The sequence below is a fragment of the Mucilaginibacter sp. McL0603 genome, assembly GCF_049992945.1.
Taxonomy (GTDB): Bacteria; Bacteroidota; Bacteroidia; order Sphingobacteriales; family Sphingobacteriaceae; genus Mucilaginibacter.
The window spans coordinates 4047206-4061293 of record NZ_CP188251.1 but is presented as its reverse complement, the minus strand read 5'-3'; the positions used below and the strand labels follow the sequence as shown (position 1 = coordinate 4061293).

Here is a 14088-nt window from a genome sequence, read left to right as displayed (position 1 = left end):
ATTATTCGGCGTTTTGCATTTGACGATCTTGATTCCCGCCAAGAAAATCGAGCCCGCCGCTTTGTGTCACTTTGCATCTGATAACAATTCGCGATACCACAGGCTCTCCATTGTAAGTAGCTGGTATAAACTGCTTATCTTCTTCCTTAAATAATTTAACATCCATATTGATAGTCTGATCAAAATCATATGGGTCACAAACTGTCCGAACTTTGTACGCTGCCAACCTGCCTAATGGACTGATGAGCAATTCTATCACTGCTACACAACCAGTTGTGCTGTATTGATAAGGGCTAAATGGAATTTGATATAAACCCAGGTAAGGGAGATAACCGTAATATCGTCCGCCGGCTTTTACAGGTTTGGTTACCTTGTCAGTGTCAGCTACGTCTTTGTCAATAAAATACCAAAAATCAGAAGAGTTTTTGTATTCTGGTGCTTCATATTTGAGAGAATCCCGGTCATAGTTATACATCTGCATCAATTTCCCCTGTGGATTATAAAAACGCCATAAACCCGTTTTCTTATTTTGCGTATAATTACCCATAGCAATAGGCATTTTACGTTTATAAAACGCCTCATAAGGCCCGTTTTTTATAAGTTCGTTACTTTTCAGCACAGTAAATTGCTCGGTAACATTATCGTTCAGCCGGTTCTTTTTTTCGATGGTTTCCTGCGCAAAGCAGTTGACGATAAAAAAAATGCTTAGTATAAATAGTAATATCTTTTTAAAAGGCATATCAGTGGCGGCCAATATAGCCATCCTTGCGGAAATTTTAAAAAATGGTTAGTTGAATGATCTGTGATTAGTCATCAACTTAATCTAACTCAATCAACCTAATCAACTCAATCCAACCAAAATTAACTAAACTTGTAAAGCAAAAATAATTCATCAGTATGTCGCCCTTATCCGATACTTCATCTTATAAGCCTGTCAGTTTTTCTGAAACCACCATCACCGAATTGATGATACCCTCTTACTCCAACTTTGGCGGTAAGATACACGGCGGTATTTTATTATCATTAATGGATAAAGTGGCCTATGTATGCGCTGCTAAACATGCCGGGAATTACTGTGTAACAGCATCCATCGATACAGTTGATTTTCTACAGCCGGTTGAGGTTGGGGATTTGGTATCATTAATGGCTTCGGTAAATTATGTAGGTAAAACTTCGTTGGTGGTGGGTATAAGAGTTATATCAGAAAATATTAAGACCAATAAGATATACCATACTAACACCAGTTATTTTACCATGGTGGCAAAGGATGAGCAAAATCAACCCGTGCAGGTTCCGGGATTAATGCTTGAAAACCGTGATCATGTACGGCGCTTTTTTGAAGCCCGACGCCGCAAGCAGTTAAAGCAAAATTACAAACAGGAGGCAGAGGAAATAAAAGTTCCTGAAAGCGAAGAACTTTGCAGGCAAATGCTTGCAGATGAGCGTTGTATTATATCCGGGTAAATTGTATATTTGAAATGAGTTGGCAAATTTGTTCCTTTTTTACGTTGATTAAGTTAAATGAAGATCTTTATCAGATTGGTATTGGTGCTGATGATCCAAAAGGAAACTTTTGCCCAATCTGCTTTACAAGCAACTTCACCCAGGGATACGGCATTTGCAGTACAAAAGACTGTTGACTACCTTAATGATATTTCCTTCAACATGTACCTCAGTGCGCCCGATTCTGCGCGTGCTATAGCTGAAAAAGCGCTCCTTTTAGCAAAAAAAATAGAATATAAAGCAGGCATCGGCCGTAGTTTTTTAAATATTGGCTATGTTTACTGGTCGCAGTCATATTATCCTGTAGCCCTTGTATTTCTCAATAAGGCACTGACGTACCTCCCGCCGGATAAGCCATTGCTGCTGTCTGATTGCTATGAGATAACAGGCCGTACTTATGCAGATCTTGGTGATTATAAAAAGGCGTTGCTTAACCTCGATATAGCAGAAAAGTTTGCAGGTGACAACACCGGAGAATTGGCGGAAGTGCATAGTGAGCGTTCATATGTTTATATGGTTCAAAAAAATTACGAACAGGCAATTAAAGAAGCCAATGAGGCATTACAGTTGAATAAAATAGCGAAAGACAAAAATAATACACCGATACTTTATGGACGTTTAAGCGGTATTTATCGTAATCTAAAAAATTATAAGGCTGCATTGGCTTACTCAGACACAGCATACCGGATGAGTTTGACAATACGAAATAACCGACTGCGAGCTAAAACACTGGTTGAATACGCCAAAATATACAATGATCTCCACGATTTCGGGAAAGCGATAGTATATGCAAAAAAAGGAGAGGCGCTTGCCGATAGCGTAGGCATTGTTGATGCTCTGTCATCAGCCTGCAAAGAATTAATAAAAAGCTACGAGCAGCAAAATGACTTGAAGCAGGCAATGGCTTACCAAAGTAAGTATATAGATATAAGAGACAGCATGAGTAGGTTCTATAAAAAAGGACACACAGCACTGCTACAGGACTATTTTGCGCTGAATAACAGACTAAATGATATTGCAGAATTTGAACGAAATGCGCAGCAGATAGAAGCCAAAATGAAGGAACAGCGTATTATTATCTTTTCGCTTACCATATCACTGTTGGCTGTAATAGGTATATTTTCGGTGACTTATTATTTTTATAAGCGAAAGAAACAGCTTAATGATCAATTGATCATGAAACATCAGGCATTACTCGAACATAAGCGATTGATAGAAGTACAAACGGCCAATCTCCAGTCGGTAAGTAAGATAAAAGATAAACTACTGGCAGTTATAGGTCACGACCTGCGTACACCGCTTGCCAATTTGAGAAATATCCTGGATATGTTTGAAGCAGACTATATCTCAACAGACGAAATACACTGGCTGATGAAAGATATTAACCCGTTGGTAAAAAGTGCTGAGTTAACTCTTTCAAATCTGATGGATTGGGCAGGTAACCATATAAAGGGCAGGAGTGTTAATTTAGCAAGGCTGGATATATTTTTATTGGGTGTGGAGATGGAACAAACATTTAACCATGCTTTGCAGCGTAAAAATATCGAATTTATAAATCAGGCCAGCGCCGGACAGGGTGTAGTAGCTGACGAAAACCACATCAAGGTGGTATTACGCAACCTGATAAGCAATGCCATAAAATTTACTGATAGCAAAGGTTGTATTAAACTCAATTCGGTCTATAAGGAAAAAAGAGTTATCATAAGCGTTCAGGATAATGGAAAAGGGATGAGCGCTGATGAAGTGGAAAAATTATTTTATCCGCATACACACTTTTCACAACCCGGTACCCTTGGCGAGAACGGTATAGGGATAGGATTGCTGCTATGTAAAGAATTAGTGGAACTTAACGGTGGAAAGCTATGGATAAGCTCAAAATCAGGTAAAGGAAGTACTTTTTTCTTTAGCCTGCCGCTCAATAAAGAGTACGCCTGATAAAATAAAAACGACAGTTATTGTAAAAAGAGAGATACAAAGTGTACTCTCTTTTTTATTTTACTGAAATTGCTGAAAAAGTTCTATAGCTTTTATCAATGTAATTTATAATTTAGTAAACCAATTATTAGTGTAAACCAAACACCTTGCTGATGAAAAATAAAATACCGCGCTGGCTTATTGGCCTTTTTTTAAGTTTAAGCCTGTTTAATGTTAATGCAATTGCTCAACCCAAGTCTCTAGGCATATTTGATGATCAATCGGATGTTGGCCCGGTAAAGCATAAAGGCAGCGGCACTTATGATAGTGCTTCTCAACAATACCACCTTGAAGGCTCCGGTACAAATGTTTGGGGTACGCACGATGAATTTCATTTTGTATGGAAAAAAATGAAAGGCGATTTCATATTGCGTGCCAATGCCGAATTTATTGGTAAAGGAGTTGAAATGCATCGCAAAATAGGATGGATGGTACGTTCATCTCTTGATACCAATTCAAAACACATTAATGCCGTTGTACATGGTGATGGGTTGACCTCATTGCAGTTCAGACGTACAGTTAGCGGTGCTACAGAGGAAATAAAATCAACCTTAACACATGCAGATGTTATCCAGCTGGAAAGAAAAGGCAATACCTATATCATGTCAGTCGCACATAAGGGTGAGACCTTTGTCACCGAAAAATTGGACGATCTGGATTTAGGAGATGATGTATACGTAGGCTTGTTTATTTGCTCACATAATCCGGACGTAAGTGAAAAAGCTGTATTTAATAATGTGCGCATCGTAGTTCCTGCAGGCAAAGACCTGGTTCCTTATAAAAGTTATTTAGGCAGCAGTATCGAAATACTCGACCTCGAAAATCAAACCAGTAAGGTAATTTACCAGATCCCAAACTCATTACAGGCACCAAACTGGACAAATGACGGTAAATCTCTTATCTACAACCGCGATGGCAAACTTTACAATTTCGATCTGGCTACGCTAACGCCAAAAGAAATTAATACAGGTGTGGCATCAAAAAACAATAATGATCACGTTATATCATTTGATGGTAAAACGCTTGCAGTAAGCAGCGGTAATGGCGAAAAAGGCGCTTCAGTTGGTTTTACAGTGCCGATAGGTGGAGGCGAGGCTAAGCAAATAACACCTACCGGTCCGTCTTATATGCATGGCTGGTCGCCCGATGGTAAATATATTGTTTTTTGCGGCGACAGAAATGGTGAGTATGATGTTTATCGTATCCCGTCTGGTGGTGGGCCGGAAGTGCGTTTAACCGATGCCAAGGGTCTTGATGATGGCCCTGAATATAGTCCGGATGGAAAATATATCTATTTCAATTCTGTACGCAGTGGACTGATGCAGGTATGGCGTATGAAAGCTGATGGCAGCGAGCAAACACAACTAACCAATGATGATTTTAACAACTGGTTCCCACACGTATCACCGGATGGTAAATGGATAGTTTATATTACGTTCTTGAAAGATGAAGTATCGCCTGGCGACCATCCTTTTTACAAACATGTATACTTAAGGGTAATGCCGGTAGGCGGCGGCCCATCAAAAGTAGTGGCTTATCTATATGGTGGTCAGGGTACTATCAACACGCCGTCATGGGCGCCTGATAGCAAGCACCTGGCTTTTGTAAGTAATTCAAATCTCTTATTTCCGATATTTCCGATAGGTAAATAATAATTAAAAATCACCCTAAAACATATAAAAATGGATACTTCACGCAGAGATTTTATAAAAAATACCGCTATGGTGGTAGCAGGATCAGCTTTGTTGTCAAATGATATTTTTGCTTCGCCCAAAAAAATAGTACGCGTTGGTGTACAGCTTTATTCGGTACGCGATGCCATGCATACAGATCCTAAAGGCTCGCTCAAGAAATTGGCGGATATGGGATACATCCATGTAGAGCATGCCAACTATATCGACAGAAAATTTTATGGTTACACACCAAAGGAATTTAAAAAGCTATTAAATGACCTGGCTCTGCAGATGCCAAGCGGCCATACAGTAATGACTGCACATGATTGGGATACTTCTAAAAATGATTTTACCGATAAATGGAAATATACCATAGAGGATGCTGCGGAAGTAGGACAACGTTATGTGATCAGCCCATGGCTGGATGAAAGTCTGCGTAAAGATCAGGACGGATTAAAACGTTTTATGGATCAGTTTAACAAATGCGGCGAATTGTGTAAAAAATCAGGAATGAAGTTTGGATATCACAACCATAATTTTGAATTCAGCACGAAGGTTGGAGACAGCACTTTGTATGATTTTATCCTGAAAAATACTGATCCTGACCTGGTTGCCCAGCAAATGGATATCGGTAATATGTTGGGCGCAGGCGGAATAGCTTTAGACCTGCTGAAAAAATACCCCGGTCGTTTTGAATTAATGCACGTTAAAGATGAAATAAAAAGTACTACCGGCCAGGGCATGGACGGTTACGATAGTACCGTATTAGGCACTGGTGTAATGCCGGTAAAAGAAATCGTAAAAGAAGCAAAAAAATCGGGTGGTACCTCTCAATTTATTATTGAGCAAGAGTCCTATCAAGGCAAAGATCCATTTGATTGTGTAAAAATTGATTTACAAACCATGAAAAAGTGGGGTTTCTAGCTAATCTTTTTCTAACTTACTTGCTGATTAATTAGTTACGTAGAATCAGAAAAATTAATCAATGATTTTTCTGATTTTTTTTGTTTTCTATTTAATAATGTCAATTATACATCTATATTGTACCCGGCAATTTTTGAAAAAGAGCCGTAAACCAATTTTTAAATAAGCTTAAATATGGACAGGCGTACCGCAATACGGAATCTGGCAATAGTTATAGGAGGTGCAGTACTATTACCTGCTTGTACAAAACATAACCCCATTGCACACTTCAAGCATTTTGATATCGATCTTGATCAGCAAACATTGATCACGGATATGGCTGAAACCGTTATCCCCAAAACCAATACTCCGGGAGCGACTGATCTGAATCTGTATGGCTTTATCATGAAAATGATGGATGATTGTACCAAAAAGGAAGATCAGCAAACATTCTTAAAAGGAATGAGAGAGTTTAATACCGTGCCTCAAAAATTATTTAAGAAAGACTTTGCCGCTTGCACCAAGCAACAAAAAGAAGAAGTACTTAAAAGTTTTGAGAAGAAAGACAATGGTTATTCAAAAGACCTGCTCTCATTTTACAATACTGTAAAAGGCCTTACGGTATTTGGCTATACGGAGTCCAAATATTTTCTGACTAAAGAGGTGGTTTATGAATTGATTCCGGGTAGGTATAATGCTTATTTCCCGGTTAAAAATTTGAAGGCATAATATAATGGCTAATTTAAATATCGATAGCACTAAGGAGCGGACATTTGATGCAATTGTCATTGGCTCAGGAATGAGTGGTGGCTGGGCAGCAAAGGAACTGACGGGTAAAGGTTTAAAAACATTGATGCTGGAACGCGGCCGTGATGTAAAACATTTAAAGGATTATCCCACCACTAATTTATACCCATGGGAATTTGAACATCGCGGCGAAGTGCCGATGGACATACAGGAAGCCAATCCTATAGTAAACCGTTGTTATGCTTTTCATGAAGATGCCATGCACTTCTTTGTGAAAGATCATGAACACCCATATGTTCAAGATAAACCGTTCGATTGGATACGCGGCTACCAGGTAGGCGGTAAGTCCCTGCTTTGGGCAAGGCAAACCCAACGATGGAGCGATTTTGATTTTGAAGGCCCGGCACGCGACGGTTTCGCAGTTGATTGGCCTATCCGCTATAAGGATATTGCCCCCTGGTACAGTTATGTTGAGAAATTCGCAGGCATATCAGGAAATAAGGATGGCCTTGCCGAACTACCCGATGGCGAATTTCTCCCCGCTTTTCCCCTAAATGCGGTTGAGGATTACTTTAGCAAACATGTTAAAACAGCTTATAAAAACCGCCATGTGATCAGTGCGCGATGTGCACATCTTTCCAAACCAAACCAAATACATTTGGATCAGGGACGTGCACAGTGCCAGGAACGTACGCTTTGCCAGCGCGGTTGCCCGTTTGGTGGTTATTTTAGTGCTAATGCGTCCACTATACCATGGGCTTTAAAATCAGGTAACCTTACTTTAAGGCCGTTCTCCGTAGTTCAATCTATTATTTATGATGAGCAAAAGGGCAAGGCAACAGGTGTACGGGTAATAGATACCAATACCAAAGAAACAATCGATTATTACGCCCGCATCATTTTTGTAAATGCGGCTGCATTAAATACTAATCTTATTTTATTGAACTCTACCTCTCATCGTTTCCCTAATGGTTTAGGTAATGATAGCGGCGTGCTGGGTAAATATTTTGCCTTTCATAACTATTCGGCGCACATTGGTGCCGAAGTTGAAGGTTTTGAAGAATGGGCAACAGATGGCCGCAATCCGGCCGGCGGTGGTTATATCCCGCGTTTTAGGAACGTTTATAAGCAGGAAACTAATTTTCTTCGTGGTTATGCTTCCGGTTTAAGCGCTTACAGAGGCCATAAACGTAGCTGGGACGGTGTTGGAGAAAGCCTTAAATCAAATCTGGCTTCTAAAGACTACGGCCCATGGCATGTAGGATCGCATATGATGGGCGAAACTATCCCCAAAGCAAGCAATTTTGTCGCACTTGATTCTCATCAAAAAGATGCATGGGGCGTACCGCTACTAAAAATTTCTGTCGATTACGATGATAACGACGAAAAGATGAGGAAGGACTATGTAGAGCAATTAACGGAAATGTTCACAACTGCCGGTTTTAAAAATATTAAAGCTGAAACGAATAGCCAGGCGCCAGGTTTAGATATTCACGAAATGGGTGGAGTAAGAATGGGGCACGATCCTAAATCATCCATGTTAAATAAGTGGAACCAATTGCACGCTTGTAATAATGTTTTTGTAACGGATGGGGCAAGTATGACGTCTACTTCATGTCAGAACCCCTCACTTACGTATATGGCATTTACCGCAAGGGCGGCCGACTATGCAGTGAGTGAAATGAAGAAAGGAAATATTTAAGATTAGAGATTGGTTGACCAGTGATTAGAGATTAGTTGTTTGTGCATATCCAAAATCATGAGAATTACTTTAATTCTTAACAACATTTAAAGGAAATATATTTATACAAAATGCCCCAAAAATAGGCTTAGGGCGCAATAAAGCTGTTATTGTGTTAAAAAAACACAATGGATTATTAAACAAAAATTTATTTTTTATACATTAGTCGGACTAACCAAATAACCAACAAGAATTATGTCTACAAATACATATGACGCGATCGTCATTGGCTCAGGAATTTCGGGTGGCTGGGCAGCAAAGGAGCTAACGGAAAAAGGATTAAAAACCATCATGCTTGAACGTGGTCGTGATATTGTCCATGTAAAAGATTATGTGAACGCCAGTAAAGCGCCGTGGGAATTTGAACACAGGGGGGGGCGTACCGAGCAAATGGTGAAAGACTATCCCGTACTTAAAAGGGATTACCCATTAAACGAGACCAACCTGGATTATTGGGTAAATGAAAAAGAAAGTCCATATGTTGAAGTAAAACGTTTCGACTGGTTCAGGGGATACCACGTTGGTGGTCGCTCACTAATGTGGGGACGTCAAAGCTACCGTTGGGCCGATGTGGATTTCGAAGCTAATTTAAAAGATGGCGTTGGTGTTGACTGGCCTATTCGTTATAAAGACTTAGCACCATGGTATAGCCATGCCGAAAAATTTGCAGGTATATCAGGAAACAGGGATGGTTTATCCATATTACCTGATGGCGATTTTATGCCGGCTATGGAAATGAACTGTGTTGAAAAGGACGTAGCCGCCAGGATGAATAGCATTTACAAAGATGCAAGACATATGATTATCGGCCGTACGGCTAATATTACTAAACCACTTCCCGGAAGAACAAACTGTCAATACCGCAATAAATGCTGGTTAGGTTGTCCGTTTGGCGCTTATTTCAGTACGCAATCATCTACATTGCCGGCAGCAGTAGCAACCGGTAATTTAACTGTTAGGCCATGGTCAATCGTAACTAAGATCTTATACGATAAGGATACCAAAAAAGCTAAAGGTGTAGAGATACTGGATGCTCAAAACAACAAAACCTATGAGTATTATGCAAAGATCGTTTTTGTAAACGCGTCAACTTTAAACTCGGCTTGGGTATTAATGAATTCTGCGACTGATATCTGGCCTGATGGTTTGGGTAGCAGCAGCGGAGAGCTTGGTCATAACCTGATGGATCACCATTTGGGTGTTGGTGCTGGTGGTGTGGTTGAAGGATATGATGACAAATATTATTTCGGCCGCAGGGCCAATGGTATTTATATACCTCGATACAGAAATTTAAATAGTGAAAAACGCGATTATATCCGTGGCTTTGGATATCAGGGTGGTGCAGGAAGAGAAGAATGGGGCAGAAGCATCCCTGAAATGAGCATAGGCGGCGGATTTAAAGATGCCTTGTCTGAACCGGGCGAATGGACTATGGGTATCGGCGGTTTCGGTGAAACATTACCATACCACGAGAACAGGGCTTTCCTTGATAAGACCAAAAAAGATAAATGGGGACTACCGGTATTGGCTATTGACGCAACAGTAAAAGATAACGAAATGAAAATGCGTATCGATATGGCCAATGATGCTAAAGAAATGCTTGAAAAGGCCGGGGTTAAAAACGTACACACCTTTACCAGTGAACCAGTTCTTGGCCGTGGTATCCACGAAATGGGTACAGCACGTATGGGCCGCGATCCAAAAACTTCTGTATTGAATGAATGGAACCAGGTTTGGGACGCTAAAAACGTATTTGTTACCGACGGAGCGGCAATGGCTTCAACAGCTTGCCAAAACCCATCATTAACATATATGGCATTAACAGCCCGCGCAGCAGATTATGCAGTGAAAGAGTTAAAGAAAGGGAATATTTAACGTTAGAGATTAGTTAACCGGTGATTAAAGATTAGAGAATGAATATTTAAAATCATGAAAATCTTATAACGGCATAGCCCTCTTGAACACGATTAAAAACAATTAAACTGTGGAAAATCATGCCAATCATGGTTCAGACAAACAATCACTAATTCAGTAAATTAATAATTATAAATACATACGCCAATGACGGAAAAACCTAAAGATACCCCTGAAAATCCCACCAGGCGGGATTTTATCAAAACAACTTCGCTTGCCGCGGCAAGTTTTATGATCGTTCCACGCTTTGTTTTAGGCGGCAAAGGGTTTATCGCCCCAAGTGATAAACTGCAGGTTGCAGGTATAGGTGCCGGGGGTAAAGGTGAAAGCGATATTTACAATTTTGCCCAAAGTGGTAAAGCAGATATCGCATTTTTATGTGATGTGGATGACCGTCAGGCGGCAAAGACTGTTTCGAGGTTCCCTAAAGCTAAATATTATAAAGACTGGCGCGAACTGCTGGATAAAGAGCACAAACATATAGATGGAGTTTCAGTATCAACTCCGGATCATAATCATGCCATTATAGCATATTCGGCTATGCAATTGGGCAAGGGCGTTTACGTTCAAAAACCAATGACCCATGATATCTGGGAGGCCCGTTTATTAACAGAAGCTGCCAAAAAATATAAAGTAGTAACCCAAATGGGTAACCAGGGGGCATCAAATGATGGTACCCGCCAAATGGCTGAGTGGTATGATGCAGATATTATCGGCGACGTACACACTGTATATTGCTGGACAAACCGTCCGGTATGGCCACAAGGTATAGCATGGCCACAACCTAATCCAAATATTCCTAAAGAATTGGATTGGAACCTTTGGTTAGGAACTGCTCCGCAAAAAGATTATGTTGATAAATTAGTGCCATTTAACTGGCGTGGATGGTGGGATTATGGTACCGGTGCATTGGGTGATATGGGATGTCACCTGGTTGAGGCCCCTTTCAGAGTATTGGGTTTACAATATGTGAAAAATGTACAGGCCAGCGTAGGAACCGTATATGTGGATGAATTTAAACAAGGACATTTCCCCGAAAGCTGCCCTCCATCAAGCCATATTACACTAACTTTCCCTAAAACTGATAAAACCAAAGGTGATGTTACTCTTCATTGGATGGATGGTGGTATCCAGCCTGAAAGACCGGATGAACTAGGTCCGAACGAGCGTTTCCCTGGTGAAGATGGTAATGGAACATTATTCATCGGTACAAAAGGAAAAATGTTTGCCAGCACTTATTCTGATGGAGCAACATTGTTGCCTTTGGCACATTCTAAAGAAGTAACTGTTCCCCAAAAATATGACCGTGTACCCGGAGGTGCAAATGGCCACTATAAACAATGGGTGGAAGGTTGTATAGCCGGATATGGTAAAATGGAGATGAGTTCATCATTCGAGAAAGCCGGTCCGCTTACTGAAGCCTTATTAATGGCTAACTTAGCTGTTCGCGGGCATGATCTGAAAGGTGGCCGTATTAAATACGAATGGGATAACCAAGCCATGAAAGTGACCAACTTTGATGATGTAAACAAATACGTGAAACGTAACTATAGGGATGGATTTGTTTTAAAAGGATAAGTGGATGCGCAAATATGCAAATGAGAAGATGTGCAAATGATTCCTTGTAACAATTTTAAATTATATTAGTACTTTCATTAGTCAAACCAATTATAAAATCAGTAATTCATTAATTTCAGTAAATCAATAAATAAAATGAATAGAAGAGATGCCATAGGAAGAGTGGCCCTGATAATGGGAGGTACCCTTATTGGTGCTGAGTTCCTGGTTTCGGGCTGTAAGCCCAAAGCCACAAAAGTAGCAGACCTGTTTGATACAGATCACGTTGCTTTTTTGAACGAAGTGGGCGAAACTATTTTACCGGCTACAAGCACACCGGGCGCAAAAGCTGCTGATGTGGGCAACTTTATGGCAATAATGGTAAGAGATTGTTATGAGCCTGCCGATCAGGATATATTCGTAAAAGGATTAGGCAAGATCGACGAAGCAAGCGACAAGAAATTCGGCAAGAAATTTTTGGATTTAGATGCAACTCAGCGTACTGCATTGCTAACCGATTTGGACAAAGAACAAAAAGAATATTCAAAAACTAAAAAGCCTAAAGATCCAAACCACTATTTCAGAATGATCAAAGAGCTTACATTGTTAGGCTATTTCACATCAGAAGTAGGATGTACTAAAGCATTACGTTATGTACCGGTACCGGGAAGATTTGATGGCTGCATTCCTTACAAAAAAGGTGATAAAGCCTGGGCATTGTCCTAGCATTTAGGTTGATTAAGTTGAATGAGTTGATTAGGTTGGATAGTTTAATTCTAAAACTTAATCAACTCATTCAACTTAATCCAATCAATCGACTCAACTAATACAACTACACGAATAAACATAATTTATGAGCAAAAGAAAATTGCGCATGGGTATGGTTGGCGGCGGTAAAGACGCTTTTATCGGTGCCATACACCGCATTGCTGCAAATATGGATGGCCTGATAGAATTGGTTTGCGGTGCGCTCAGTATCCATGAAGACGTGGCAAAAGAAAGTGGTAAAATGCTTTTTTTGCCCGAAGACAGAACATATACCAGTTACGAACAAATGATAGCTGCCGAAGCTAAAATGCCTGCGGATAAACGCATGGACTTCGTAACCATAGTAACACCTAATTTCGCGCATTTCGCTCCTGCAATGCTGGCATTGGACAACGGCTTTAATGTGGTGATAGAAAAGCCTGTAACCTTTACTTTGGATGAAGCAAAACAGCTGAAAAAGAAAGTAGAAGAGACCGGATTAATGCTACTGCTTACACACACTTATTCGGGCTATCCGATGGTAAAAGAAGCTAAGCAGATTGTAAAAAGCGGCGTTTTGGGTAAGGTGAGAAAAATTTATGTTGAATATCACCAGGGATGGTTGAGCAAACTATCAGAACGTGAAGGTAATGCGCAGGCCGCATGGCGTACTGATCCTAAAAAATCAGGCAAAAGCGGTTGCATGGGCGATATAGGTACACATGCTGCACATCTGGCCGAATATATTTCGGGGTTAAAGATCACCCAAATGTGCGCCTCATTAAATACCGTTGTAGAAGGAAGATTACTGGATGATGACGGGGCTATATTGTTACGTTTTGAAGGTAACGCTACCGGAACACTTTCCGCATCACAAGTTGCTGCAGGTGAAGAAAATGCGTTGAAAATACGTGTATACGGAGAAAATGGTGGCCTTGAATGGGCACAACAGGAGCCTAATACATTAACATTAAGATGGATTGATAAGCCTGCACAAACAATAAGAGCAGGTTCAAATTATACCAGCTGGGAATCAACTTACGCTACACATAACTGCCGTACACCGGGAGGCCATCCTGAAGGATACCTTGAAGCATTCGGTAACTTATACCGGAACTTAGCATTGACATTAAGTGCTAAACTGAATAACGAAGAACCGCACAAAGAATGGCTGGATTTCCCGGGCATTGATGATGGTATCAGGGGGATGGCATTTATTGACAATGTGGTTGCTTCGAGCCAGTCAGATAAAAAGTGGACCGATTACGTAATTAATTAAATTTTATACCTGCATAACTCCCTCTCCTTTGCAGAGGGTTGGGGTGAGGC

Annotated in this window: 11 protein-coding genes; 10 read left to right on the top strand and 1 reads right to left on the bottom strand. The window is 40.5% G+C overall.

Annotation, left to right across the window (positions count from 1 at the left end; all coding sequences use genetic code 11):
* Position 1 precedes the first annotated feature (1 nt).
* A complete protein-coding gene (locus tag ACPPVU_RS18600; protein ID WP_426668111.1) occupies positions 2 to 763 on the bottom strand; it encodes a hypothetical protein in 762 nt (253 codons plus the stop codon).
* Positions 764 to 897: 134 nt separating this feature from the next.
* On the opposite strand from ACPPVU_RS18600, the gene ACPPVU_RS18595 reads away from it, so the two are divergent.
* The 10 genes from ACPPVU_RS18595 to ACPPVU_RS18550 all read left to right on the top strand — a co-directional run bounded on the left by ACPPVU_RS18595 (position 898) and on the right by ACPPVU_RS18550 (position 14038).
* The gene (locus tag ACPPVU_RS18595) at positions 898 to 1464 is read left to right on the top strand and encodes a hotdog domain-containing protein (RefSeq protein WP_426668109.1); all 567 of its coding nucleotides are present in this window, start codon (positions 898 to 900) and stop codon (positions 1462 to 1464) included.
* Between the two features lie 57 nt (positions 1465 to 1521).
* Positions 1522 to 3438 (top strand): tetratricopeptide repeat-containing sensor histidine kinase, encoded by a 1917-nt coding sequence (locus ACPPVU_RS18590; RefSeq protein ID WP_426668107.1) that lies wholly within the window; start codon positions 1522 to 1524, stop codon positions 3436 to 3438.
* Positions 3439 to 3590: 152 nt separating this feature from the next.
* Positions 3591 to 5129 carry a TolB family protein gene (locus tag ACPPVU_RS18585; RefSeq protein ID WP_426668105.1) on the top strand — a complete coding sequence of 513 codons (1539 nt, stop codon included), beginning with the start codon at positions 3591 to 3593 and terminating at the stop codon, positions 5127 to 5129.
* A 30-nt stretch (positions 5130 to 5159) separates the two neighbouring features.
* A complete protein-coding gene (locus tag ACPPVU_RS18580; RefSeq protein ID WP_426668104.1) occupies positions 5160 to 6074 on the top strand; it encodes a sugar phosphate isomerase/epimerase family protein in 915 nt (304 codons plus the stop codon).
* Between the two features lie 174 nt (positions 6075 to 6248).
* On the top strand, positions 6249 to 6782 hold the full coding sequence (locus ACPPVU_RS18575) for a gluconate 2-dehydrogenase subunit 3 family protein (RefSeq protein WP_426668102.1): 534 nt from the start codon (positions 6249 to 6251) through the stop codon (positions 6780 to 6782).
* 4 nt (positions 6783 to 6786) lie between these two features.
* Positions 6787 to 8502: a GMC oxidoreductase gene (locus tag ACPPVU_RS18570; protein WP_426668101.1), complete on the top strand. Its 1716-nt coding sequence runs from the start codon at positions 6787 to 6789 to the stop codon at positions 8500 to 8502.
* A gap of 234 nt (positions 8503 to 8736) precedes the next feature.
* A complete protein-coding gene (locus ACPPVU_RS18565; protein ID WP_426668099.1) occupies positions 8737 to 10416 on the top strand; it encodes a GMC oxidoreductase in 1680 nt (559 codons plus the stop codon).
* 186 nt (positions 10417 to 10602) lie between these two features.
* Positions 10603 to 12033: a Gfo/Idh/MocA family protein gene (locus tag ACPPVU_RS18560; protein ID WP_426668098.1), complete on the top strand. Its 1431-nt coding sequence runs from the start codon at positions 10603 to 10605 to the stop codon at positions 12031 to 12033.
* A 135-nt stretch (positions 12034 to 12168) separates the two neighbouring features.
* Positions 12169 to 12738 (top strand): gluconate 2-dehydrogenase subunit 3 family protein, encoded by a 570-nt coding sequence (locus tag ACPPVU_RS18555; protein ID WP_426668096.1) that lies wholly within the window; start codon positions 12169 to 12171, stop codon positions 12736 to 12738.
* A 127-nt stretch (positions 12739 to 12865) separates the two neighbouring features.
* Positions 12866 to 14038, top strand: a complete 1173-nt coding sequence (locus ACPPVU_RS18550; protein WP_426668095.1) for a Gfo/Idh/MocA family protein — start codon at positions 12866 to 12868, stop codon at positions 14036 to 14038.
* The last annotated feature ends 50 nt before the right edge of the window (positions 14039 to 14088 follow it).